This window comes from Geothrix sp. 21YS21S-2, assembly GCF_030846775.1.
Lineage (GTDB): Bacteria > Acidobacteriota > Holophagae > Holophagales > Holophagaceae > Mesoterricola.
In genome coordinates this window covers 2,486,573-2,509,728 of the sequence record NZ_CP132910.1, presented here as the reverse complement: position 1 = coordinate 2,509,728, position 23,156 = coordinate 2,486,573, and the positions used below count along the sequence as shown (strand labels likewise).

General features: G+C 67.0%; 23 protein-coding genes. 9 read left to right on the top strand and 14 right to left on the bottom strand.

What is annotated here, in order from left to right; genetic code table 11:
• Positions 1-109 precede the first annotated feature (109 nt).
• From RAH40_RS11080 to RAH40_RS11060, 5 genes are read left to right on the top strand one after another with little or no spacing between them, the layout of a single operon-like run.
• Positions 110-631, top strand: coding sequence for a hypothetical protein (locus RAH40_RS11080; RefSeq protein ID WP_306602183.1), 522 nt, complete (start codon positions 110-112; stop codon positions 629-631).
• Positions 632-688: 57 nt separating this feature from the next.
• Complete coding sequence (locus RAH40_RS11075; protein ID WP_306602182.1) at positions 689-1,024, top strand: hypothetical protein; 336 nt, start codon at positions 689-691, stop codon at positions 1,022-1,024.
• Complete coding sequence (gene pfkA / locus RAH40_RS11070) at positions 1,021-1,989, top strand: 6-phosphofructokinase (RefSeq protein ID WP_306602181.1); 969 nt, start codon at positions 1,021-1,023, stop codon at positions 1,987-1,989. Before RAH40_RS11075 ends, pfkA begins: the two co-directional genes overlap by 4 nt.
• 22 nt (positions 1,990-2,011) lie before the next feature.
• Positions 2,012-3,082, top strand: coding sequence for a mannose-1-phosphate guanylyltransferase (locus RAH40_RS11065; RefSeq protein ID WP_306602180.1), 1,071 nt, complete (start codon positions 2,012-2,014; stop codon positions 3,080-3,082).
• A 10-nt stretch (positions 3,083-3,092) separates the two neighbouring features.
• Entirely contained in the window at positions 3,093-3,455 is a 363-nt protein-coding gene (locus tag RAH40_RS11060; protein WP_306602179.1) for a phosphomannose isomerase type II C-terminal cupin domain, read from the top strand.
• A 437-nt stretch (positions 3,456-3,892) separates the two neighbouring features.
• Here RAH40_RS11060 and RAH40_RS11055 read toward each other — a convergent pair whose 3' ends face one another.
• From RAH40_RS11055 to RAH40_RS11035, 5 genes are all read right to left on the bottom strand, one after another.
• Entirely contained in the window at positions 3,893-4,768 is an 876-nt protein-coding gene (locus RAH40_RS11055; protein WP_306602178.1) for a nucleotidyl transferase AbiEii/AbiGii toxin family protein, read from the bottom strand.
• Entirely contained in the window at positions 4,749-5,792 is a 1,044-nt protein-coding gene (locus tag RAH40_RS11050) for a type IV toxin-antitoxin system AbiEi family antitoxin (RefSeq protein WP_306602177.1), read from the bottom strand. The genes RAH40_RS11055 and RAH40_RS11050 overlap by 20 nt, the downstream gene beginning before the upstream one ends.
• A gap of 170 nt (positions 5,793-5,962) precedes the next feature.
• Complete coding sequence (locus RAH40_RS11045) at positions 5,963-6,961, bottom strand: hypothetical protein (RefSeq protein ID WP_306602176.1); 999 nt, start codon at positions 6,959-6,961, stop codon at positions 5,963-5,965.
• 43 nt (positions 6,962-7,004) lie between these two features.
• Positions 7,005-7,781: a hypothetical protein gene (locus RAH40_RS11040; protein ID WP_306602175.1), complete on the bottom strand. Its 777-nt coding sequence runs from the start codon at positions 7,779-7,781 to the stop codon at positions 7,005-7,007.
• A gap of 111 nt (positions 7,782-7,892) precedes the next feature.
• Entirely contained in the window at positions 7,893-9,026 is a 1,134-nt protein-coding gene (locus RAH40_RS11035) for a hypothetical protein (RefSeq protein WP_306602174.1), read from the bottom strand.
• Between RAH40_RS11035 and RAH40_RS11030 the strand changes: the two genes are divergently transcribed.
• Positions 9,015-9,815: an AraC family transcriptional regulator gene (locus RAH40_RS11030; RefSeq protein WP_306602173.1), complete on the top strand. Its 801-nt coding sequence runs from the start codon at positions 9,015-9,017 to the stop codon at positions 9,813-9,815. The genes RAH40_RS11035 and RAH40_RS11030 overlap by 12 nt on opposite strands.
• A gap of 30 nt (positions 9,816-9,845) precedes the next feature.
• On the opposite strand, the gene RAH40_RS11025 is transcribed toward RAH40_RS11030, so the two are convergent.
• The 6 genes from RAH40_RS11025 to RAH40_RS11000 all read right to left on the bottom strand — a co-directional run bounded on the left by RAH40_RS11025 (position 9,846) and on the right by RAH40_RS11000 (position 17,812).
• Complete coding sequence (locus tag RAH40_RS11025) at positions 9,846-11,090, bottom strand: hypothetical protein (RefSeq protein WP_306602172.1); 1,245 nt, start codon at positions 11,088-11,090, stop codon at positions 9,846-9,848.
• Complete coding sequence (locus tag RAH40_RS11020) at positions 11,083-14,637, bottom strand: S8 family serine peptidase (protein WP_306602171.1); 3,555 nt, start codon at positions 14,635-14,637, stop codon at positions 11,083-11,085. The genes RAH40_RS11025 and RAH40_RS11020 overlap by 8 nt, the downstream gene beginning before the upstream one ends.
• A 182-nt stretch (positions 14,638-14,819) precedes the next feature.
• Positions 14,820-16,466 carry an ATP-dependent endonuclease gene (locus RAH40_RS11015; RefSeq protein WP_306602170.1) on the bottom strand — a complete coding sequence of 549 codons (1,647 nt, stop codon included), beginning with the start codon at positions 16,464-16,466 and terminating at the stop codon, positions 14,820-14,822.
• 31 nt (positions 16,467-16,497) lie between these two features.
• Positions 16,498-16,929, bottom strand: a complete 432-nt coding sequence (locus tag RAH40_RS11010) for a MarR family winged helix-turn-helix transcriptional regulator (RefSeq protein ID WP_306602169.1) — start codon at positions 16,927-16,929, stop codon at positions 16,498-16,500.
• On the bottom strand, positions 16,926-17,378 hold the full coding sequence (locus tag RAH40_RS11005) for a pyridoxamine 5'-phosphate oxidase family protein (protein ID WP_306602168.1): 453 nt from the start codon (positions 17,376-17,378) through the stop codon (positions 16,926-16,928). The genes RAH40_RS11010 and RAH40_RS11005 overlap by 4 nt, the downstream gene beginning before the upstream one ends.
• Positions 17,375-17,812 (bottom strand): nuclear transport factor 2 family protein, encoded by a 438-nt coding sequence (locus RAH40_RS11000; protein WP_306602166.1) that lies wholly within the window; start codon positions 17,810-17,812, stop codon positions 17,375-17,377. The genes RAH40_RS11005 and RAH40_RS11000 overlap by 4 nt, the downstream gene beginning before the upstream one ends.
• A 130-nt stretch (positions 17,813-17,942) precedes the next feature.
• Here RAH40_RS11000 and RAH40_RS10995 point away from each other — a divergent pair, with 130 nt between their 5' ends.
• Positions 17,943-18,518, top strand: a complete 576-nt coding sequence (locus tag RAH40_RS10995; protein WP_306602165.1) for a YdeI family protein — start codon at positions 17,943-17,945, stop codon at positions 18,516-18,518.
• Between the two features lie 151 nt (positions 18,519-18,669).
• Positions 18,670-19,479 carry an FkbM family methyltransferase gene (locus tag RAH40_RS10990; RefSeq protein WP_306602163.1) on the top strand — a complete coding sequence of 270 codons (810 nt, stop codon included), beginning with the start codon at positions 18,670-18,672 and terminating at the stop codon, positions 19,477-19,479.
• 78 nt (positions 19,480-19,557) lie between these two features.
• Here RAH40_RS10990 and RAH40_RS10985 read toward each other — a convergent pair whose 3' ends face one another.
• The 3 genes from RAH40_RS10985 to RAH40_RS10975 all read right to left on the bottom strand — a co-directional run bounded on the left by RAH40_RS10985 (position 19,558) and on the right by RAH40_RS10975 (position 22,072).
• Complete coding sequence (locus RAH40_RS10985; protein ID WP_306602162.1) at positions 19,558-20,751, bottom strand: hypothetical protein; 1,194 nt, start codon at positions 20,749-20,751, stop codon at positions 19,558-19,560.
• Positions 20,752-21,047: 296 nt separating this feature from the next.
• Positions 21,048-21,605 carry a dihydrofolate reductase family protein gene (locus RAH40_RS10980; RefSeq protein ID WP_306602161.1) on the bottom strand — a complete coding sequence of 186 codons (558 nt, stop codon included), beginning with the start codon at positions 21,603-21,605 and terminating at the stop codon, positions 21,048-21,050.
• 236 nt (positions 21,606-21,841) lie between these two features.
• Positions 21,842-22,072, bottom strand: a complete 231-nt coding sequence (locus RAH40_RS10975; protein WP_306602160.1) for a hypothetical protein — start codon at positions 22,070-22,072, stop codon at positions 21,842-21,844.
• 79 nt (positions 22,073-22,151) lie between these two features.
• Between RAH40_RS10975 and RAH40_RS10970 the strand changes: the two genes are divergently transcribed.
• The gene (locus RAH40_RS10970; RefSeq protein ID WP_306602159.1) at positions 22,152-23,141 is read left to right on the top strand and encodes a WD40 repeat domain-containing protein; all 990 of its coding nucleotides are present in this window, start codon (positions 22,152-22,154) and stop codon (positions 23,139-23,141) included.
• The last annotated feature ends 15 nt before the right edge of the window (positions 23,142-23,156 follow it).

Sequence of the window (23,156 nt, the reverse complement as noted above, 5' to 3'; positions counted from 1 at the left end):
GGGGAGTGTATCGCGCCGGGACGGAAATTCCGCGATAGGGATTCTAACGGTGGTAACAGTGGTGGACGATATCTAGATGGGTCAATATAGTTCATCGCATGGGGCATACATGACAGATCCGAACGCGTCCAGCCAACCCCGGACCCCGGCCATCCCCGACCAGCTCATCCAGATCGCCCACGAGCAGGAGGGCGGGGCTGAACGCGTGATCTCCCAGATGGAAGTCGTCCAGAACAGCTTCGAGGAGATCCAGGTGCTGGCCAAGGACTGCCAGGAGATCCTCACCCGCCTGGTGCCCCCCTCGGACGACCTGACCAACCTCATCGAGAAGATGGAGAGCATCGCCCTCCACGCCGACAACGGCACGTACAACATCCAGGGCGTCTACGACCTGTTCCAGTACCAGGACATCGTCCGCCAGAAGCTGGAGAAGGTGGGCCACCGCCTCATCGACGTCTCCGAGTACATCCTGAAGAACCTCCAGCCCATGGCCCAGGAGACGATCTTCTCCGCGTCGGCCGGGCGGGACATCCTGGACCGCAAGGCCCAGGAGGCCGACATCGTCAAGCCCGAGGCCGACGCCATCATCGCTGAATTCTTCTCGAAGCTGCGGGCAGGCAAGCAGGGGTGATTTCGCCGTGGGACCCTCCTGGGTTATCGTGGAGGGGACGGCCCCGGAGTCAGGCGAATGGTTCGATCCCGAAAATTGATTGTTCTCTTCCTCGGCTGCTTCATCCTGGGTGCCCAGCCCCCCCCTCCGGATCCCGTCCTGAAGGCCCGCGCGGAGCGGGCCCAGGCCCAGGGCGTCGGTGAGGGCGACCTGCCGCCGGTCCCTCGCGGCATCGTGGAACCCCCCCCCCTCCCCCCGCCCGAGACCCATCTCAAGGACACCCGGGGCGCCAAGGCCGGCAAGACCCGCCGCGCCTCCCGGTCCGCCAAGTCCTCAAAATCCTCCAAATCCTCCAAGACGAAAAAACTCCCGGCCAAAGGTGGCCGCAAATCGAGCAGGAAGGTGAAGGGTTGAGAATAGCTGTACTTACTTCTGGTGGGGACGCTCCCGGCATGAATGCCGCCATCCGTGCGGTCGTTCGAACGGCTGATTCCCTGAACATCAACGTCTACGGAATCTGGCGGGGCTTCCAGGGGCTCGTGGAGCAGGACTGGCGGCCTTTGACCTCCCGCAACTGCGCCAATATCCTCCAGCGCGGCGGCACCATCCTCAACACCGCCCGGTGCGAGGCCTGGCACCTGCCCGCCGTGCGCGCCAAGGCCGCCCAGGACCTCCGGGACGCCGGCGTGGACGGCCTGGTGGTCATCGGCGGCGACGGCAGCTTCACCGGCGCCGAGCTCCTCAACCGGGAACACAACATCCCCTGCGCCGGGATTCCCGGCACCATCGACAACGACCTGCCCGGCACCGACCGGACCCTGGGCTTCGACACCGCCCTCAACACGGCGGTCCAGGCCATCGACCGGATCCGCGACACCGCCAGCGCCCACGAGCGCATCTTCCTGGTGGAGGTCATGGGCCGCAGCTCGGGAATGATCGCGGTCAACACCGCCATCGCCTGCGGCGCCGAGGCCGTCCTCTACCCGGAATCGGACAACCAGGGCTACGATGCCCTGGTTTCCCAGCTCAAGGCCGGCTGGCAGCGCGGGAAGCGCTCCAGCATCGTGGTGGTCGCCGAGGGCGACTTCACCGGCGGCGCCTACAAGATCAGCGAGCGCCTCCAGGCCGAGTACAACCTCGACCTGCGGGTCGTGGTGCTGGGCCACATCCAGCGGGGCGGCAGTCCGACGGCCCTGGACCGCATCTGGGGCAGCATGTGGGGCGCCGAGGCCGTGAAACGGCTCGCCGCGGGCGAGACTTCCTTCTATCTTGGTTCGCAGCACGGGGAACTGGTCATCAACCCCTTCTCCCGCATCCGAGATCCCAAACCCAATCCCCCCAAGGAATTGGCCGCGCTGGCAGGCATCCTGGCCCGGTAGCGCCCATCCAGAGGAACCATCCATGACAAAGCCCAAGAACGGCCCGCGCAAGGTCGCGGTCATCATGGCCGGCGGCCGCGGCACGCGCTTCTGGCCCCGGTCCCGGGGCGCCCGCCCCAAGCAGTTCCTGGCCATGGTGGGGGAGGAGACCCTCCTCAACGCCACCGTCAGCCGCATGACCCCCTCCTTCCTCCCCGAGGACATCTACATCGTCACCACCGAGGAACTGGCCGCCGAGACCCGGCGCATGCTGCCCCAGCTCCCGCCCGGCAACGTCCTGGTGGAGCCCGAGGGCCGCAACACCGCGCCCTGTCTGGCCCTGGCCCTGGCCATCATCGAGAGCCGCACCCCCGACGGCGTCATGGTGGTCCTCTCCGCCGACTCCTGGATCGGGGACCAGGACAAGTTCCTGGAGGACATCGACACCGCCGTGGACCACGCCTCCCGCAAGAGGGACCTGGTGGTCTTCGGCATCCGCCCCACCTATCCCGAGACCGGCTACGGCTACATCGAGACCGAGGGCAAGGGCAAGGTCCTGGGCGCCTCGGCCTTCCGCGAGAAGCCCTCCTACGAGAAGGCGGTGGAGTACCTGGAATCCGGCCACCACTTCTGGAACGCCGGCATGTTCGTGTGGACCCTCCAGGACCTGCGCGCCGAACTGACCCGCCACTGCCCCGAGATCCTCGCCCCCCTCGACGAGTGGATGGCCGCCGGCGCCGACGCCGCCAGGCTCGCCGCGGCCTACGGCCGCCTCCCCAAGCTCTCCATCGACTACGCCCTCATGGAGAAGTCCGATCGCGTGGCCGTCGTCCCCGCCCGCTTCCGCTGGTCCGACGTGGGCTCCTGGCCCGCCGTGGTGGAGTTCCACGAACCCGACGCCTCCGGCAACGTCGTCCAGGGCGATGTCATCCTGCTCGAATCCAACAACTGCGCCATCTTCGGGGGCAAGCGCCTCATCGCGGGCTCCGGCCTGGAGAACCTGATCGTCGTGGACGAACCCGACGCCCTCCTCCTCTGCCGCAAGGACCGCGCCCAGGACGTGAAGACCATCGTCGAGCGCCTGGCCTCCCTGGGCCGCACCGATCTCCTCTAGAGGACCCCCCATGACCCAGAAACCCGCCACCCTCCACGTCGACAAACCCTGGGGCAGCTTCGACCAGTTCGTCCTGAACACCCCCTGCACCGTCAAGATCCTCACCTGCAGCCCCGGCGCCAAGCTCAGCCTCCAGCGCCACCGCCTGCGCAACGAGCTGTGGGTCGCCCTGGACGCCGGCGTCGTCGTGGAACTGGACGGCAAGGTCCTCACCCCCGACAAGGGCGCCCAGATCTGGCTCCCCGCCGGCAGCATCCACCGCCTCAGCTGCGAAGCCGCCCGCACCAGCCCCGTGCGGGTCCTGGAGATCAGCCTCGGCACCTTCGACGAGGACGACATCGAGCGCCTGGAAGACGTCTACGGCCGGAACTGAATTTAATCGACAAAGGCGGTCAGGATTGCGCCCCCGCCCGGAAAGGCGTAAGCTGTCCGTGAGGTGTTCCTCCCGGACCGGCTTGCCGCTCCAGGAACCAAGGAGCTTCCCGCCACCATTTGTCCCTTCAATCTGACCAGCCCCCCACGATCGGGGACTCCCGCAAAACACTTCCCACCTAATCAACCCCGCCAAACTATCCCACACGAAACGCCCCCGCCTCGGGGCGTTTCACTGTACGGATTTGAGTAACATGAACTCACATGCACATTGAAAACATTAGTCTTATATTCGGTTGGTAGCACCCCCGACCACCCTGATTCATGACTTTCACCCACGCATTTACGTGAAATTGCCGGAGCTGCGTGGGGAGCATCACCAATACCAAAAGCAGCGGAGACCTCGGAACACGGACCATGACAATTCCCAAATCCAGTTCAACCTTCAGGCACCACCAGTCCAGTCCGGAGGCCGTTCTCCAAGGCATTCAGGAAGCCGCCGGCACGGGCAAGGGGGCGGCTTCGATCCACAGCCTGGTATTTCCGGATCATGTGCGATTTCAAAGATTCTCGTCCTTTTTCCGTGAAAGGTTCCAGCATCACCTCAAGGGTCCTGACCTCAGTCATATCCCGGACTTCGGCGCCCAGGATATGGGCGGCCGCCACCTCTTGGTCGAACTGATAAGCCACGAGCAGATCCTGGAATGGGCCGAACAAGGCGTCCTGGCCCAACACCCGGTCGTAGCTCTCCAGGATGGTCATCAGGTCAAGGGCATCCTTGCCGCCCCTGGCTTCGCCTCGATCGCGCCAAGCCATCAGCTTTAGCAGGACAGTTCCCGGCAAGGAGGCCATGGGGATCTCGATGTTGTCTGAAAGGGGAAAGCTCCACGCATGTCGCAGGGCAGCCTCGTAGCCGAGAACGTTCATTCGTTGGCGTTCCTCGGGCGGCCAAGCAATGGTTCCGTCGTCTTTCTCGATCGCCCCGAACGGTACCAGGTCGACTTGAAGGCGGCCAGGGCGCCTGCTCCAAAATACACTGGGATTGGGGTCCCTTTCGAACAGGCCCGAGTCCAAGAAGGCGCTTCGGAGCTGTTCGAAATGCTCCCACGACTGGACCGAAATGCCAAAGTCCACATCGGCGGTTCCTCGTCCTTTGTCCAGGCCGAAGACATGGTACAGAGCGATTTCCCGGGGCATCGAGCCGGTGAGCAAGAAATCCACCTGGACGGACTTGCAGATCTGGTCCACATCCGTAAGCAGGACGACCAGGGCAGTGTCCAGGGGGCGCAAGAGGCTATTGAATAAATTTTTCATGGATCATTCTTGCCGTTTCGTTGGTACGGGGATCATCGATGGCCTTCAGGTCAGCTTCGACAAGGAGAGGATGCACCACATCCTCGTTGGGAGCGGGTCCCTGCGGCAGGGCGGGATCCCAGAAGGCCTGGAGAACCTCGATGGTCCCCATGGGATCAGGGCGCAGGCGGTAGCGGAGGATGAGGGCCTTGGGATCCCCGTGGGTATAGAGGGTGCAGGTTTGGGGAAGAAGGTACCCGGTGAGTTTGGCCGCGGCAACTTCGCTTCCCCAGTAGGCACCCTGGTCTCTCGGCCGAGCCTCTTTCCACCACTCTGGGTCGGGGGCTGTGAACCGTCTTCCCTGAAGTTTTCTCCGGAGCCTTATGGGATAGCTTTCAATCCAGGTCTCCCGCAGTCGCCTGGTGTTGAAAAGGCGACTTTTGAGTTGCTCGTCCACCACCGCGAAGCCTTGCCTCCTGAGATCCCTGATGGTTTCAGCCACGGTGCCCAGCCCGACCTTGGCGGCCTTGGCGATTTCCCGGAAAGGCGCATTGAGCAGGGCTTCATCGCAGATGAAGGCGTAGAGGATCTTCAATCCTGCGGGGGTGAAGCCCTTGAAAGTCGCGGTCTCCTCCCAAGGGTCGACCGCGGGGCGTTGGCCCGTGATCTGGATGAACATGCCGGGCTCATTGATATAGGCATTCCCGGCTGTGTCCATGAATTGCAGGCCCAGGTCCTTGCATTGCCTTGCGAGTGCCGGGGAGACATACCGGGTGAACAACAGGCCGGGAGCCGGGTAGGCCTTCAATCGGCGCTGCACATCCTCCAGGGCCCAGACCCGGCCGATGGTCTTCTTCACCTCGACAACGAAGGCATTCCGTGTGTCCCCGCCTATGATTTCGACCCAGGCATCGTGACGATCGGGTTTCTGCTCGTCACGCCGTGCGTCTCCGGGAGCAATGAGATTGCCAGCGAAACCGGTTTGCTCCTCGAAGTTTCGGAGGGCTACCCGGATCAGGTTTTCCGCCTCAGCCAGTTCGATCACGGTTCGACTCCATGCATTGTTCGAAAAACGCGAACATCTCTAAAACTCGAACATATGCCTGGGAGGGCGTGTTGTCAAGGAGAGTGTTCGAATATCCTGTTTGTTCAAATAAAATGAACATTCAAAAAAGCCGAACACAATTCTTACCCATGCCCAACCTCCTCGCGGGCCTACGGGGTTGCCTGAATTTCCATGACCAGGAAGGGCTCCGATGGCTTCCGGGGTTCGGTCTTCAGCCCAAGGATCTGGCTATTGGCGATGAACCGGAAGTTTCGCCCCGTCCAGGCGCCGGTGGTGGGGATGCCCGCCAGGGCCGGGTGGTTCGAGAGAAGAACGTCCAGCTCTTTCAATTCCGTTTCGGAGGGGTCGAGCCGGAAGGCCACGATGCGCGGGGGTTCCCGCCCGTTCTGTACGGCGACCAGCCTGTCCCCCCGCCTGGCAAGGCCATCGATGCCCTGGAAGGCCTCCGGCTCCAGAGACGGAGGAATCGCGACGGGGTGCGCGGCCCCGCCTTGCCGTTCGATGCGGTAGAGACCGGCTCCGCCGGCGGCGACGAGAAGCGCCTTCTGGTCCCGGGTGGCCACGATCCCATTGGGGTAGCGCAGGGTTCCCGCGGGGAGCAGGGGCTCCATGCGGGAGGAGCCCTGGGCGATCCGGTGGACGGTGCCCGCGCGGGAGTCGGTCACGTAGACCGTTCCATCCGCCATCAGGGCCAGATCGTTCAAGAGGTGGGCGCCCTCCCGTGGGGCCGGGATGCGCCGCAGGATCCGCCCGCTCCTCAGGTCCGCCGCGAAGACGGCGCTGTCACCGGGTTCCTGCTCCGTTCCACCGTTGGAGGCCATCCAGAGGAGCCCCCGACGATGATCGACCTGGAGGCCGAGCGTTCGCCAGGGGCCTTCCGGGCCCGGTGGGATGAACCAGCGGGCGCGCCCGTTCTGAGCCACGGCCAGGATGCCGCCATGCAGGAGGCTGCTGAGGAAGGTCCGGCCCGTGCCTGGATCCACGGCGATGCCCTCCGGGTAGAGATCCGGGATCTCCAGCCGGTGGACGCACCTCGGCTGAGCGGTGAGGAAGAACGCGCCAGGGTGGAAGGCCAGCAGGACGGAAAGGAACCGGGCAACGGCGAAGCGGGTGGCCCGGCGGGGCCAGGGGCGGTAGCAGGGGCTCACGGGACCTCCGATTTCGGGAACGAAGTTAACGCCCTTTCCCTCCTCAGGGTTTCCCGTCAGGGGAGGAGCCCAGGGGCATGGGCACGGATGCGAAGCAGGAGGGATCGAAGAGGGCGGGATCCAGGCGTGGATTCACGCGGATGTCGAAGTAGTCTTCGCTGAAGAACAGGCGTCCCTCGTCCAGGAAGTGGATTTTCGCCGCGATGGGGTAGCCCTGCACGTGGCGATACTCCTCGATCCGGACCTCCCGCCGCATCGCCTTGGGCGCGTCCGGGTCCTTCCGGATCACCCGCCAGAGCAGGAAGGTCTCGGCATCGATCCAGAACTGGTTGGACCGTTCGTCCCCCGCTTCCGCGCCCACGACGAAACAGGTGCGCCCCCTCCACTGCGCCCGGTGGGTCCTGGCGGGATCGAAGCCCAGCTTCTCGAGCTGCATCAGGGACCTGGACCCGGGCTGGCAATAGATGTCACCGATGAGCACCAGGAGGTGGTTCCAGGTCTCCTGCACGGAAGTCTGCGAGCCTCCCTTGAAGTGGTGGATGCGGTCTGGCGTGCAGACCAGGCCGGATTTCCCGGCGAGGGGCGAAAAATCGATGCGCAGCCTGCCTGGATGCTCCAAGGCCTCGTGCCAGACGCCCAACGTCTCGGTTCCGTCGGGAGCCAGGGAGCGCGTGTGCTGCGAGAAGGCCAGCGTGCGGTACCACCTTCCCTGCCAGTGGGCGTGCATGGCCTCCACCACCTCCCGGCCGGTCTTCAGGGCGGGAATCTGGGCCTGGGCCACGAAGGCGGATGCGAGGAGCAGGTTGAATAGGCAGCGCATGGGGTCCCCTTTCGGTCGCCACATCGGGCAAATTGAAGAATACGCAGGCCGCGGACGATCACGTGGCGATCCGGTCCGGATCCCGTGGCCGGGAGGCCTCTTCCCCGGGAATCACGGCTTTCCCGCCCCGCCGTAGACCGCGAGAGCCTCTTCCAGGTTGGCGATGCGATTGCTGCCCGTCACCTTCAGGTAGCTGTCCCGGGTCACCTTCACGTGGCCGTCGCGAATGGCCTTGAGGTTTTCAAGGTTGCGGCGCCAGCGCGAGAGGACGACCGGTGACAGGGGCTGGATTCCGCACGGGGTGAACATCCTCGGCGCCAGGCAGGAAGCGAAGCCACGATCCGCCAGTTCTCGCGCGATCTGAGGCAGGTGGGCGGCGCCGTACACGAACAGGATTTTTCTAGCGCCGCCTGCCGCATCCAGGGCATTTTCGACAATGCGCCTGTTGCGTTCATGCCAGGCGCCGCTCGAAATGTCGGCGGCGCTATTCTCGTCCATATTCTGCATGAATTGCCTGTCTGCAAGCTGCTGGAATTCACCGTGGAAAAAATCGAATATCGACGGCTGGGATGATGCGCGTTGGATGGCCTTAAGCATTTCTCCCTGCGTGCATGAGATGCGATCCTCGACATCCTTCGGAACCTGCCGGCTCGCACGATCCTGCCATTCCTTGGCGATGCGCCAGTCGGTCGGGACCACGCGTACCTGCAACTCGTTCGCGATGGCGGCGATATAGGCTGCTTCGGGCGGGAAGTACCCTTCCATCAACGAGTTGAAAGCCTCCGGCTCGATCTCCAGACAGATCAGGTCCGGTCTTATGGATTCAATCTGGTGTCGAAGGTCGGGAAGGGAAAATTTCATTTCCGGCTTCATGTGCATGTCATGCACCGAACCCAGGAGAATGAATTCCGCCTGGGGTGGCTTTTTCGACGCATTCGTTTGCGAAAATGCGAGCTGAATTGAAAGAAAGGCGAGAACGATCGCGCGCGGGCAGAATCGCATCGGCGGAATCTCCATGGTGATCAACGGTTTCAACGCGAGAGGGAAGGGGCCTCGCAGGATCAACGTCGGTTTCGATTGCAGGGCTTCGTCATGTAGCTTTCCCTGAATCGGCGGCTGGGGCAAGATGGGCGGCGGGCCAGCCGTGGCAGAAACCCCCGGGGGAGGGATCCTTACGGGAGTAGAGTGCAACATGGCGGCGCTTCCCGCTTCCACGTTCTTGCCGAAATCCTCATGCCGTTCCATCCCACGCTCCAGACCCTTTCGCTCACTGCCGGTGCATGGCGCTGCTCCGGCAAACCGTCCAGCGAGCCGCAGCCTGAATCCCAATGGATTTTGATTCTTCCAAGAAAACGGTTTGCAATCCGCCGATCGGGAAAGCGCGCACTCCTGCTCCCAGGCATGGCCCTGGTTGCCGAACCTGGAGAATGCCTTTCCATGGCGAGCGTGGAAGGCGCTCCCATCGAGGCGACCCTTTTCTCGCTTGCCGACGCCAGGGTTGCTCCAGCCCTCAGGCCCGGAATCAGGCCCCTCTCCGCGGCATCCCTCATCGCGCACCATTGCTGGCAGAGCCTGGAGACACAGCCGATGGATGACCTTTCGGGCGAGCTGGTCGCCTTCGACCTGATCGCGTCCATCGGCTCCATGGATGCGCCTGCCCCGGTTTTTCCCGGCCGCTTGAGAAGGAGGATGGAAGATGCGCTGGAGCAGCTTGTCCAGGCTTCGGAACCACGCTCGCTGGCTGCTCTCGCTGAATCCGTTGGGCTGACGCCATGCTCGCTCAGCCGCGCCATCTCGGGCTATCTGGGAATGCCCTTCCGCGAGTATTCGCTGCGCCTGAAACTGGCGAAGGCCCTCGACCTGATGCGCGCAGGTCCCAGGCTGTCGATCGGGGCCATCGCGTGCCAGGCGGGTTTCTCTTCCCATGCCCATTTCACGGATGCCATGCGGGCGCGGGTCGGCTTCTCGCCGCGACAGGTGAGGCATCCCCTGACGGCCAGGAGGCACCTGGAACTGCTCCTTGAACGACCGTGAAGCGGACCGGCCCGAAGGCGGGGACAGCTTCTAGAGCGTGAACTGGATGCAGGGATCCTGTTTATTGACCGGCTTGTCGGCTCGCATCACGGGTTTGGCGCATTTGCGGTTCAGGGCCTTGAGCAGGTTCGCGTTGGGCATCACCCAGTTCTTGGCGCTCTGGGCCCAGGCCGCGTTCGTGGGGATCGCGGCGTGGAGGTCCCCGCTGGTCATCCCGGAGAGGCCGCCTTCGACCAGGGTCGCGTTGTGGCTCCCGTGGTGGCCCACCTTGTAGAAGACGGTGCGGGAGAGCAGGTCCGCGGAGGTGACGTCCAGCTCGCGGCCCTTGGGATCCGTGAACCTCACCGACGGCCAGGACAGCCAGTTGCCGATCTGGGCGTCCCCCACGAAGAGCAGCACCCGGCCGGAGGCCTTCAGCTCGAAGGCCAGTACCAGGCTCGTGTTGTTGGTGTAGGTGTCCAACTGGAGCGCCAGACGCGAGGCGCTCAGGAGCCAGTCCGAGTCGATGCGGCGCCAGGCCTCCTCGTAGAGGCCGGCGACGGGATCCGGCAGCTTCGCACGGGCATACTTGGCATCGAAGGGCGACAGCGTGCCCGGCTCGGATACGTCGAGCGCCGCCGCCGCGAAGCCGAAGGGATCGGCCGCCAGCTCATACATCTGGGTGCCCTTCGTACCGGTCTTCTTGTGCAGCATCGCCAGGTCGGCGGGGGGGCCGAGGACGTGGACCCGGACCCCCGGAAGCCAGTCGGGTTCGAGGACATCACCCGGTTTCCAGTACTTCCTCGAGGCCGCGGGGAACCAGCCCTTAACCGTGTCGAAGGTCCTCGCAGTCCCCTGGGAGAAACCGAGCATCTCCTGGACGGCCCCCCCGGTGCGGCTCGCCTCGGGGTCGGCGCTGGCGGCCAGGCCCCGGGCCGCGGCCTCCAGGGCCGCCAGGGTACGGGAGGAGGGCACGATCTTCTGGCCCGGCTTCTCGGTCCAGGCCATCCACAGCTCGGACTTCTCCATGGCCTCGAACCGGCCGGCCTCGTCGGCGAAGCCCTGCAGGTGGTCCTGGTGCTCGTGGGTGACCACGATGGCGTCCAGGCGGTTCTCCGTGACGGCTGCGATATCCTGGACGATCTCGTCGATCCCGACGCCGGGGAAGGGCGAACCGGGGAAGTAGCCGCAGTCGATGAGGACATGGCTGGTCCGGCGGGCCGTCCTGAACGTCAGGAGGTGGCAGTCGCCCAGGCCCGTGCAGTACATGCGGACGGTGACTTCGGGGTCAGTCATGGCGGATCCTCCCCGCGGCGTGGATCAGGGCGAAGCGCTGATCGGCCGAGGTGGCGAAGTAGGGGTTGTTCCGGGCGGCTTCCGCGAGGGCGAAGGCCCGGTTCCGGGCTGCGCGCTCCGGGCTGTGGGCGCTCTTGGTGATGATGTAGCGCACGGAGCGGTCGTGGCGGTCCAGGAGCACGGTCGCGCCGCTCCAGAGCTCGATCTCGACCCCGTCCTCGACGGACGTCCTCCCCTGCAGGAAGGTCAGGACGAACTGCCGGAGCATGCGACCGTCCGGCCCCTGCCGTTCGGCGATGGTGGCGGTGTGCACCTCGAAAACCGGAGCCTCGCCGCCCAGGTCGAGGCCGAGCTCGCGGGAGATCTCCTCCCGCTCCGCGGCCGGAAGCGCCAGGATATGGTCCCGCATCCGGTTGTGGAGGGTCGCCCGGGCGCCGCGGGCGAGCTTGAACATCCGCCGCCGGGCCCCGGGGCGGGGAACGCCCTCCTGGGCGGGCCCCGGATCCAGGTGGAGGAGGTGGGTGGCGAGAAGTTCCAGCTGCTGCCCCGCCGACTGGAACATCCGGCTGACGCAGTTCCCCTTCGGGCGGTGCCAGAGGAGGGTCTCCTCGCCGAAGGTGATCACGTTGGCCGGGAAGATGGCCCGCTGGCGGAAGCTTTCGGCGATGGCGATCCGGTAGCCCCAGGGATCCGAAGGCAGCAGGTCGTGGTCCGCGGTGATCAGGGCCCGGAGGTAGTCGGCGAACGTGAGGTCGACCGGGGGGCAGTAGTCCAGGGCGCGGATGCACATCTGCAGGAACTGGGAGGCGAGGGCCGTGGCCTCCCCAGCGAAGCGCCTCACGAGATCCGCCGATATCTCGCCGCCGGGCAGGAGGCCGGTCCCGCCCGTGGCGATGCGGCGGAGGTCGGCGGTCTTGGCGTCGTAGATCTTCAGGAAGGCGTCAAACACGGCCGCCACGAGGATCGCGCCCCGGTCGTGGATCTCCGTCGTATTGCCGAGGGCGAGGTAGTCCGGCCTTCCCGTGGCCGGATCGGCGCCGCCGCCGATGGCGGTGCGGAGGGCGCCGTGCATCCCGGTCGCCTCCCCGAACTCCCGGGCCATCTCCATCAGCGCGTTGCCCACCTTCAGATCGCCGCGGACCCTGCGGACCTGCGACTCGACCACGCTCGCGATGGTGAAGTGCTGGAGCAGCGCGACCAGGTCGGCGAAGCCCTCGTGGAAGGCCAGCTGGTCCGGGTTGGTAGGGTTGTTGAACCGGCGGTAGATGCCGTCGAGGATGGCGTGGGTGGTTTCGTGGGCGATGATGTCCTGGGACAGGCACGAAAAGGTTATGCCGCCCGTGTAGAGCTCCTGGGGATCCGCGGGTTCGGCCGGGAAGTAGCCGAAGAGCAGGGCCTTCTTGCCGGGATGGTAGTAGGCGTTCTGCTCCCGCAGCGCGTGGGGATGCACATGGAGGCGCTGGACGAAGGCGCTGTCGTCGGGGCTTCCCGGCCGCATCCGGGGAGACCACTGGACGCGGCGCCCCAGGGCCATCTCGAAATTCCGGATGGTGCGCATGGCCACCGCGTAGACCATCTGCTGGTGGAACTGGGGATTGCCGGGAGACTGCGGAAGGCCCTCGGAGGCGAGCAGATGCGGGTGGTCCAGGTTCACCGGCGGGTAGAAGCAGCCCGTGGCGGGGTCGTGGTCGATGACGGCGAGGTACTCCCCGCAGGGGCCCGGGTCCAGCTTCTCCCAGGGAACGTCGAGGGAGACCTTGTTGAAGCCGAAGCTCTCGAACCTCCCGGAAAGGCTCGGGTCGAAGGCGTAGGCCTGGAGCCGCCTGGCCTGGGGGGGCGGCGGATCCTCCTCCCGGACCGGGGGAGGCGGGTCGATGGGCCTGCGCGGGAGGGTGCGCAGGGGGGACCGGTAGCCGGCGTCGATGAACCGCTTCAGGGTGGCCGAGGCCTCCGGACTGTCGAGGATCGCCTTCCGGAGGTTCGCCTGCTCCTCCCCGCTCATGGAACCGCTGTCGGGGTCGGCCACGGCGGCTTCGACCTGGGGATCCCGGTGGATCAGCTGGACCGTCTCCAGCCAGAGCATCTTCCGGAACGCGTCCTCGCCCTCCCAGCCCGCCAGCGGCTGCCCTGCGTTCCCGAAGAGGACGTCCAGGGCGGGCAGGAAGACGGAATCCTCGGGTTCGGGGGCCCCGGGCTGCTCGGGAGCGCACTGCAGCGCGTCCAGGGCCGCGAGGAGGCCGGCGCCGAAGTACGTATCGCAATCCAGCAGGGGCGCCCCGGTCACGGGATGGGTGCGGCGCGCGCTCCGGAAGAGCGCCCGGCGCGTGGCCTCGGCCACCTGCCAGGGCTCCCAGCCGGCCATGGCCCCCTTGTGCTTGCGGAGGTACAGCGCCGCGGCCCCCGCCACCTGGGGCGTCGCGGAGGAGGTGCCCTGCCCGTCCAGATCGATCCTGCGGTCGTTCCGGTAGAAGGCCCAGGGGGAATTCGGCGTGTAGGCCGCGATGGCCGTGCGCATCTTGCTGGGCGGACCGTAGTTCCCGCGCATCTTCAGATCGGTGATGGTGGCGTAGGGGGCGAACCCGGCCGTGACGCCGGTGGCGGAGACCACCCGGTTGAACCGCGCGGGAAACACCGTGCTCGTGGGGCTGTGAAGGCCGAGGCCCAGGGGGACGTTGTTGCCCGCCGCCGTGACGACGAGGATCCCCCGGGCGTAGGCGCGGTTCACCACGTCGGCCCAGGCCGCGCTGCCTACGCCCCCCATGCTCATGGAGACGACATCGGTGTGGATCCCCCGCGCGTCGAGATCCAGCAGGTACTCCATCGCCTCCACGAAGCTGGAGACGCTGAAGAGCACCACCGAAGTGGCGATGCGCAGCGGAACCACGAAGGCATCCGGCGCGGCGCCCAGGAAGAATTCCAGCCCTGCGGGCTCGGCCGAGACGATGTCCGGCCCGAGCTTCCCCGCGGCCAGGATCCCCATCGTCCCCGTCCCGTGGCCGGGGTTCTTCAGGAGCCCGTGGACGTCCCGGTCCCGGACATTGGCGGGGGCGGCGTCGGGCAGGAAGTTCCGGGCGTACTGGACCCGGTCCCTGGGGAAGGCCTCGTGCTCCAGGTCGAAGCCCACATCGCAGATGGCGACGCGGGTCTCGGAGGGATGGCCGGCATTGGCGTCCAGGCGGGCCGCCTCCAGCTGGGCGTAGTCCGGCAACCGGTGCCAGCCGAAACCGGGACCCTTGAGCGGGCCCTCCACCTGATCGTGGGCCCTGCCGTCCTCCTCGGCCAGCGCCTCACGGGTCCCGGCGGGATCGGAGGGTTCCGGAAACCCCGCGGACACGTCCGGTTCGAGGAACCGCCTCTGCATCTGGAGGGCCGCTTCATGCGCCACGTCCCAGGCATCGCCCGGCCCTCCGAGTGGAATCCCCAGATCCGCCAGGGTGAAATGCGCCCCAAGGGAGCGCTGGTCCGACACCGCCGTGCCGGCCAGGTGCCTGAGATGCGCCAGCGGAGTGCCTGGCGGATTGGGGATGATCAGCTTGACGTTCGGCATGGCTTCAAGGCCTCCCTTCAGGACCGCGGGGGGAATGAATCGCCAGGGTGAGCGCACACGGATCACCGGCCCCCGGGACGGCGGGGGGAGCGGAGACCGTGTGGGCCTGGAAACGGAATGCAAGAAGAACGCAAGTAATTTAAGGCTTTGTCAGACCGCCGCAAGGGCGGTCTTTCGTTCGGTCACCCCGCCGCGCCCCCGGCGGGCATGGCCCTGTCCCGCAGGTTGCGGAAGAGTTTCGCCAGGGGGGCCGGAATGCCGGAGGGGCCGCGCTTGCCGGCTTCCTCCGCCACTTCCAGGGCCATGCCGGGCTTCGAGAAGGCGCGCAGCGCCTGGCGGATCACCACCGAGGCCGGGGCCTCCGGCTCCACCGGGCCCGCGGCGCCCCGGAACACGCCCTCGTAGCCTTCGCGCCAGAGGAAGTGCTCCAGGTCGGGATCCGCCAGGGCGGTGATGAACCGGGCCTCGGGCCGGCCCTTGAGGAGCTTCCGGGCCCGGGCCACGTAGTGGCGGCCGGCCTCGTCCCCGTCCGCGATGAGGTGCCACGGCAGGCCGAAGCGGTCGGCGAAGGCCAGGAGGGGGGCCAGCCCCGCCTGGGCGAAGGGCACGCAGTGGATCCCCTCCAGCGGGAAGTTGAGGCCCCAGACCCGGGCCAGTTCCGGCAGGAGCCAGGCCTCGGTCTCCCCCTCCACCAGGAGCCAGACCCGGGCGAAGAGACTGTCGGCATTGTGGGTGCGCACATGGAAGGCCACCCGGCGCATCTCGGTGGGGCCCAGGGCGGGTCCGTCGGGGTCCGGGAAGACCGCGGTGTCGTTGTTGCGGCGCACCAGGCGGCGCAGGGCCCGCATGGGGAAGCCGGCCATGAGCGCTCCGCTGGCGCTGGTGATCAGCTTCTGCACCGGGAGCTGGGACACCACGTTCAAGGCGGTGGCCAACTGGATGGGGTGCAGGTGGGTCTCGGGATCCTCCAGCACCAGGATGGGCCGGGCGCCCCTGCCCAGGGAGGCCCCGGCCTCCGCCTGGAGCAGGGCCCCCACCAGGGTCAGGAGGACCACCTGCCGCATGCCCGCCCCGGCGTGCCGGGCCAGGTCCGCCAGGGCGTCCCCGCCCTGGAAGCCCAGGGGTGCCTCCGCGATGTCCAGGGCCCGGCGGAACGGGGCCTCTCCGGCCGGCTGGAGGCCCTGGAAGAGCTCCGGACGGTGTTCCGCCACCCGCCTCAGGGCCTCCAGGCCCCGGGCCAACTCGCTGGGGTGCACCTGATGGGGCACGGAGAGCAGCCGCTCGAACACCCGCCCCACGGCCTTTTCGGGATCCTCGTGCATGGCCTGGCCGGTGGCCAGGGCCGGGGCCAGGATCCCGTCCGCCAGGCGCAGCTCCCGGAAGACGAAAAGGGGGTGGTCCCGGCGGACCCGGTCCGCCAGCCGCGCCGCCTCCCCCTCCGGAAGCGGGATCTCCCGGCCCTGGGCATCCAGGAAGAGCCGGCGGACCTTGGCCCGCCCCCGGTCCAGCCGCCGCCCGCTCCACTGGAGCACCAGGCGCGCCGCGCCCGCCCCGTCGCGCCATGCGGCCGGTTCCAGCTCCGGATGCGGGTCTCCCCTGAAGGTCAGGGTGATGCTCATGCGCCTGGCGATGGTGGTGCGGTCGTTGGCCAGGCGGTGGAAGTCCTCCTCCGTCAGGGGCCGCTCCCCGAGCGTGCTCTGCAGGGCCTCCACCAGGCTGGTCTTGCCCCAGGCGTTCTCCCCGAAGAGCACCGTGGCGTCGGGCTCCACCTCCAGCCGCAGGCGCGCGATGCCGCGGAAGTTCACGATCTCCAGACCTGTCAGCTGCATCTAGGGAGGATGGCCCAGGCGCGGGCAGGAATCAAGCCCGCTCCAGGTTGGCGAGCACGCGGCCCAGGTGGGCGTCGAACCGGTCGGCCTCCTCCTCGGAGAACCCGCCGTAGAAGAGGTCGGTCATCTCCTGTGAAACCGTGCCGTAGAGCGCCTGGAGCTCCTGGTTCCCCGGGGTCAATTCCACCATCACCTTCCGGCGGTCCTCGGCACTGCGCACCCGGACGATCTGGCCGGCCGCTTCCAGCCGGTCGACCGTATGGGTCAGGGTCGATTTCCCGAGGGAGACGCGTTTGGCCAGCTCGAAAATCGTCATCGGGCCCTCCTCCCACAGCACGAACAGCACGCGCCCGTGCGCGGGATCCAGCTCGATTCCCCGCTCGCGCAGCATCCGGGCGAAGATGCGCCCGCCGATCCGATGGATCTTCGCGATGAGAAAGCCGCCTCGCCGATGCCCGGTCATAGGGATCGAAGGTCCAGGTGGAAGGTTTCCGTCCCGGACCAGCCGGTGGCCGTCTCGGCGGCAAGCCTGACGACGACGCAGTCGGAATCGGAAGGTCCGTCGGGCCAGTACCTCCTCCAGCTGTCGTCCCACAGCGCCCGCTTGAGGTCCGGGGATTCAAGGATCTCCGCCACGCCGGAGAGCATCACGCCGCGACCGAGGTGCGGAAGGGCGAAATAGGCCGCGGCCGCGGGATTCGCCCGCAGTTCCCGGATCTTGCCTGACGCGGCCGACGTGCAGAAATACACGTCGAACCCCGCATCCCGCGCGCACGCCGACGGGCCCGGGAAGAGGTCCTTCCGCCGAAGGTTGACCATGGCGCGCATGCGCGGGGCCGAACCGCTCACCGTGGCCAGAAGGACGGTGTCGGCCTGGTCCAGGATGTCCAGCAGGGAGCCCTTGTCGATCACGAGGCCACCTGCGTCTTTCCAAAGGACCAGTGGGTGTGCACGATGCGCCAGCCCTCCCTCCCCTTGTGGTAGACCTCGGTGGCGTTCCAGGCCGGCCCGGCCCCATCCCTGCGCCGGTAGGTGTAGGTCATCACGGCGGTGTCGCCCAGCGCCTGCACCCTGGCATGGGACATCTCACCGGGGGTGGCCTCGCCGGAGGGCGTCATCACCCGCCTGTAGAAGCTTCGCAGGTTCTCGAGGCCGGCGATGGGCTGCTCCAGGAAGGGATCGATGTAGACAACCTCCGGATCCGAGAGGTCCAGGAACCCATCCGCGTCCAGGCGGTCGGAACGGTCCAGCGCGGCCCGCTCCAGGGAGAGGAGGGTGGAGGGAAGGTCCGGCGCTTGCCGGAACCTCGCCTTGAGTTGGCCCAGAAGGAGCGACCGCTTGACCATGAGGCCTCCCGAGAATGGTTCGATCAAGTATAGTTCGATATAGAACTAAACGCAAGGATGCCCTCTCCTCCCCTGGCCGGCCCGGGTGTACCCTGGAGCCCAGCTGGGCGCCTGCTCCCTCGGATCCACCATGCTGATCACCACGACGCTTGAACCCGGAAACCGCAAAGCCTGGCGTGACTGGCTTGAGCGCAATCACGACACCGCGAAGGAAATCTGGCTCATCTTCACCAAGCGGGCTGCGGGTGGCGCGGCCTTCGGTTACCGGGAGGCCCTCCTGGAGGCCCTCTGCTTCGGCTGGATTGACGGCGTGCGCCAGCGATTGGACGACGAGAAGTTCGCCCAGCGCTTTTCGCCCCGGACCCGGCATTCCAGGTGGTCCCCGGTCAACCTCGCCTTGGCCAGGGAGCTGCAGGCCGCAGGCCTCCTTGCGCCCCCCGGCCTGGCTTCGCTGGATCTGGCCAAACAGCCTCCCGGAGAATCGGCCGAACCCTTCCCGCCTTCCTGGTTCATGGCCGCAATCCAGGCCGACCCGGCCGCATCAAAGAACTTCCAGGGCCTGCCCCCCTCCCACCAGCGCCGGTATGTGGGTTGGGTATCGGCCGCGAAGCGGGACGAAACGCGCCACAGGCGTATGGTTGAAGCCATCGGCCTCCTGAGGGCGAACAGGCGCCTGGGCCTTGGCCCTGGAGAGGTCCGGAAATGATCCTGGATGGGCCCTCGTGATCCCCGATGGGCGAGGGTGATCGAACGACGGGCGACAGGCGCGCTCCCCGCGCCCGGACGGGAGCGGGGGGGCGCGGATTCGGGCTGCCGGGACGGGACAGCCGGGGCGGCGGCGGTTAGGATCTGTATCCATGGATCCCCTCTTCGCGTTCCCATCGATCTTCGAAGCCCGGGAATGCCGGTACGGAAGGATGCTCTTTCCGGCCAGGGACCAGTACGTGGGCCGCTCTCTGGCCCTGTACGGCGAATTCAGCGAAGGGGAGGCGGAGGTTTTCCGGCACCTGGTGCGACCGGGGGACATGGTGGTGGAGGTGGGCGCCAATCTGGGGGCCCACACGGTGCTCCTGGCGCGCCTGGCGGGCCCCCAGGGGGCGGTGCTGGCCTTCGAACCCCAGCCCATCCTCTTCCAGGTGCTGTGCGCCAACCTGGCCATGAACAACATCACCACCGTGGTGGCCGAGCAGAAGGGGCTGGGGCGAAGGACGGGGTTCGCGCACATTCCGTCCCTGGACTACGGCGCCGACGCGAATTTCGGCGGCCTGAGCCTGGAGCAGGAGACCGAAGGGGAGAAGGTGCCCGTGGCGATCCTGGATGCCTACCGGCTGCGGGCCTGTGCCTTCATCAAGATCGACGTGGAGGGCATGGAGGCCCAGGTGCTGGAAGGCGCCGCCGAGACCCTCCACCGGCTGCGCCCGGCCCTCTACGTGGAAAACGACCGCCGGGAGAAGTCCCAGGAGCTCATTGAACTGCTGCAGGCCATGGACTACCGTCTCTGGTGGCACACCCCGCCCTTGTTCCACGCCGACAATTTCGCGGGCAATCCGGAGAATGTCTTCGGCACGCTGGTCTCCCTGAACCTTCTCTGCATCCCCCGGGAAAAGGCCTTCAAGACCAATCTCAAGGAAGTGGCGGGCCCGGGGGATTGGGTGGGCGGGGCCTGACCGTCTCCCCCCTGGCCCTGAACCCGCCAGCGAAACCGCCTCCGCTGGAACCGGCGCCAGGGTGGCGAGGGCGTCGGCTCAGGACCGGGGCACGCTGGGCGAGACCGGCGCCGCTGGCCAGGCGTCCTTAAGGATGCACAGAAGGCGTGGGGTCTGGGTGCGCACCACCTCGGCGCTGGCGACGGCCTGGGCAAGCGCCCCGCTTCCCTTGCCGTCCATCTTGAACCATTCGAACTCCGCGCCCGCGCCCGTGACCACGAGGTTGGCCCGGCAGCCCCTCTGGGCGTCCACCAGGGCGAACGTGCCGGCGTCCGAATCAAACGCCAGCACGGCGCTTCCGCCCGCCGGGATCTGGATGCGGTTGCCCATGGGCACGGCCCGGAGTTCGCCGTCCTTCGCCACGCTGTAGTTCTGGCCGTTGCCCGGTGCCGGCCGGAGGCTCCACGGGCTCCTGGAGCGGTTGTGCACGGCGAACCAGCCCTTTCCGGCCAGGTTCCTGTGCATGGCTGCCGGAAGCTGCCACGGGGCGCGAGGGCCGGGCGAATCGACCGGGAAGCTCCTGCTTTCCGCGCCCGGGCGGGCGTTCCCGACCGGCGTGGCGGGCAGGGAGGTGCGGGGCGAGGGGTCGACCCGGTAGGTGGGCGTCGCCAGGATGCGGCCGTTGACGGGTTCCTCCAGGTCGGAAGCGAAGGCCAGGCCCCGGGAATGCACGGACGGCGAGGGCGGTTCCTGGGTGCTGCCGGCGGTCCCGTCCAGGGCCGCCCCGGGGGTGTGTTCCAGGGACCCGCTGGGCGTGATGGTGAAGGTGCAATAGGGGGTTTCCCGGGTGCCCAGCCGCGCTCCTTGCTGGGCCTTGTTCTCGGCCGGCGTGGCGAAGGCAAGCCGCAGGGCATTGCCCTGGACCCTGCCGAAATCATCCTCCTTTCGCATGAGGTAGAGTTCCAGGGTGGGAGGCTCCGCCGGGAACTCGAACTGCAGGAGCACCTTGGACCGGGCCGGCAGCAGGTGCGCGCCCGGCTCCAGGCCGGTGGCCGCCACCGGGCCCGGATCCTTCGGCTCAAAGGGCAGCACCTTGAGCACCACCCCACCCTTCTCCAGATGGGCCTTCATATCCAGCACGGACCAGTCGTACTCCATCTGGTTCTCGATGGCAACGAAGGCGGAACCGGCCTGAAGCGAGGCGCCGGAGGCCAGCACCAGGGCGGCCGCGACGAGCGGCGAGCGTAGCGCATGGGCGGGCGCGTTGAGCGGTTTCGGGAGCGGGTTGTACATCTCTTCTTCTCCAGGTGGTCGGGATCCTTCAGCGCCGGCGGGTGCCGTCACCCCTTCGAACCCGCACCTGGCGTTGCCCTCTGGATCCCGGGATGGTGAAGGACCTCACGAAGGAGGGCCTTGCCCAATTCCTACGTAGGGGCGGACCTTTCATGACGTTGGGGTGGATGGCGCGGGTTGTGCGGGCGGGGAAATCCGCCCTTCGAATGGGTGGACCCAACTTCGCATTGGTTCCCGAAACCGTTCCGGGTCACGCCTTCGCTTCCAGGCCCCGGGCTGCGGTCAGGCGGATGATTTCAAGGTCGGGCCGTCGCCACCCATGGCGCCCGATGCCCGGTGACGGCATATTCCGTCTGGACCAGGCCGCTGGGGAAGTCGCGGGTGGCGACATGGCGCAGGTGGACATCGTGAGGCAGGGTTCCGAACAGGGGAATGCCCTCGCCGATGAGCACCGGCACGCGCGTGATGATGAGGCGATCGACCCTTCCCGCCCGGAGGAACCCCTGGATGGTGACTCCGCCATCGACGTAGAGGTGGGTGATGCCCCTTGCGGCGAGCTGGTCGATGATCCCGTCGGGCGACCCCGCCATCTGCTCCACGGGGCCGCCCCCGGCCCGGGCCAGGTCCAGGGGATGGCCGCTCAGGACCACGACCCGTTTGGAACCATAGGGCCATTCTCCGAGCGTCAGCACCTTCTCGAAGGTCCTCCGCCCCATGACGAGCGCATCCACGCCCGCCAGGAATTCAACGTAGCCGTGAGACTCGTCCTCCCCTTCGGGAAGCCAATCGAGATCATCGTTCGGGCGTGCGAGAAACCCGTCGACGCTGACACCGACAAAGACGGAAACCGTCATTCCATCCTCCAGGGGAAGGTGCAACCTCCGGAAACCCGGCGTGAATTTCCTGAGGGACTGTAAACCCGAGCCGGCCGGTCTGTCACCCGGAACGAAGCCCTCCGGCGGGACACGGGCACGGCCGTCCCTGTCTTCGACCGAAGGAACCCATCCGATATACGGTTCATACAGGATGAGTCAGACCCATCTGCTGACACGTCCAAGGAGAACCACGTGAGAATTCCAACGCTACCACATCAAACGCGCCTTGCGCTGCTCCTGGGGATCGGTGTGGCCACCTCGGCCATGGTTCCGCGGGCCGGAAGCCCTTCCGGCAGGAACGGAACCCGCGAAACCCCGGCCGTCGTGCAGGCCGGCTCCTCCAGCTCCAGCTCCTCCACCTGCCCCAGCCTGAATCCCTCCGCCGCTCCAGGCAGGGGCAGCAGCTCCAGCTCCAGTTCCACGTCCAGCACAAGGCCGGCCGCCAAGTCCAACTTCCTTACCATCTCGGGATTCAACCCGCGGACGGCCGGATTGCCGGGATTCACCTCCAAGGTCGAACGGGGAATGACCGCCCTGCTGGAGGACAAGGCCCTTCCCGCGCACCAGGGTCTTTCCCTGACCCGGCCCGCCGCCGAGGACACCCGGTGCCTGCTGGGCACCGACACGCCCGGCGCCAAGTCGCACTGGCTGGCGTGCATGGATGCCTCGAACCTGGCCGGCAAGGACGCCCTGCTGGGCAGGCTGGGATTTTCCGAACAGGATGGCGAGGTGCGCCTGGTGGAATGGATCCATCCGGAACTCGCCATCGTTTCGACGGGCGAAGGGGCCCTGCATCTGGTCTCCCTCAGCCCATCGAACCAGCTTGCCATCCATGGGAAGCTGCCCGAGATCCACAAGGCCACGCTGCGGGAATTGGCCATCAACCAGGGAAACAGGGCCCAGTTCGCGGCGGGCGGATACGACCGCGGCCTCACCCTGGTGGACCTGGAGCGGCCGGAGGCGTTCCGGAAGCTCGAGCAGACCGGCGTCATCGGTTCGGTGGCCTGGCCCGGATGGAACCAGGGCATCTGCCCCAGCCTGACCCTGGATGACGGCACCCTGCTCATCTACGACACCCGGGTCGGCGGCGCGATCCCGCCCGCCTTCAAGGCCACCTTCGGCAAGAAGGACCTCTTCGCCCACGCCCGGTACAGCGACACCAACCTGTTCGTGGGGTTCGGCGACGGTGAGATCCAGCACATCGACAACCGGGTCACGGACCGCATCCTGCACCGGTTCCAGGATCCCTACTGCCTGGCCGTCGGTCACCTGGAGTACCACCCGGCCCGGAACCTCCTGCTGGTCTCCGGCATCCCGGACCTCACCGTCTGGCGGGTCGACAAGGCCACGGCCACGGCGAGTCCGGTCTGCCACTTCGGGTCCGGAGAGGCGCCTTTGTCGGGGGACACGCAGGTGAACGCCACCTTCACGGAATCCGGGGATGTCCTGGCCGCCGGCACCGCCGGGACCCTGTCCCGCATCACCCTGTCCGAACCCGGAACCGCGGGCCTGTGATGCGCCCGCCGCCCT

Coding starts and splice junctions, on each gene's coding strand:
- RAH40_RS11080 (WP_306602183.1), top strand. CDS start 110: ATGACAGATCCGAACGCGTCCAGCCAACCCCGGACCCCGGCCATCCCC.
- RAH40_RS11075 (WP_306602182.1), top strand. CDS start 689: ATGGTTCGATCCCGAAAATTGATTGTTCTCTTCCTCGGCTGCTTCATC.
- RAH40_RS11065 (WP_306602180.1), top strand. CDS start 2,012: ATGACAAAGCCCAAGAACGGCCCGCGCAAGGTCGCGGTCATCATGGCC.
- RAH40_RS11060 (WP_306602179.1), top strand. CDS start 3,093: ATGACCCAGAAACCCGCCACCCTCCACGTCGACAAACCCTGGGGCAGC.
- RAH40_RS11055 (WP_306602178.1), bottom strand. CDS start 4,768: ATGAAAAATTTATTCAATAGCCTCTTGCGCCCCCTGGACACTGCCCTG.
- RAH40_RS11040 (WP_306602175.1), bottom strand. CDS start 7,781: ATGCGCTGCCTATTCAACCTGCTCCTCGCATCCGCCTTCGTGGCCCAG.
- RAH40_RS11030 (WP_306602173.1), top strand. CDS start 9,015: ATGCCGTTCCATCCCACGCTCCAGACCCTTTCGCTCACTGCCGGTGCA.
- RAH40_RS11035 (WP_306602174.1), bottom strand. CDS start 9,026: ATGGAACGGCATGAGGATTTCGGCAAGAACGTGGAAGCGGGAAGCGCC.
- RAH40_RS11025 (WP_306602172.1), bottom strand. CDS start 11,090: ATGACTGACCCCGAAGTCACCGTCCGCATGTACTGCACGGGCCTGGGC.
- RAH40_RS11020 (WP_306602171.1), bottom strand. CDS start 14,637: ATGCCGAACGTCAAGCTGATCATCCCCAATCCGCCAGGCACTCCGCTG.
- RAH40_RS11015 (WP_306602170.1), bottom strand. CDS start 16,466: ATGCAGCTGACAGGTCTGGAGATCGTGAACTTCCGCGGCATCGCGCGC.
- RAH40_RS11010 (WP_306602169.1), bottom strand. CDS start 16,929: ATGACCGGGCATCGGCGAGGCGGCTTTCTCATCGCGAAGATCCATCGG.
- RAH40_RS11000 (WP_306602166.1), bottom strand. CDS start 17,812: ATGGTCAAGCGGTCGCTCCTTCTGGGCCAACTCAAGGCGAGGTTCCGG.
- RAH40_RS10995 (WP_306602165.1), top strand. CDS start 17,943: ATGCTGATCACCACGACGCTTGAACCCGGAAACCGCAAAGCCTGGCGT.
- RAH40_RS10990 (WP_306602163.1), top strand. CDS start 18,670: ATGGATCCCCTCTTCGCGTTCCCATCGATCTTCGAAGCCCGGGAATGC.
- RAH40_RS10985 (WP_306602162.1), bottom strand. CDS start 20,751: ATGTACAACCCGCTCCCGAAACCGCTCAACGCGCCCGCCCATGCGCTA.
- RAH40_RS10980 (WP_306602161.1), bottom strand. CDS start 21,605: ATGACGGTTTCCGTCTTTGTCGGTGTCAGCGTCGACGGGTTTCTCGCA.
- RAH40_RS10970 (WP_306602159.1), top strand. CDS start 22,152: ATGACCGCCCTGCTGGAGGACAAGGCCCTTCCCGCGCACCAGGGTCTT.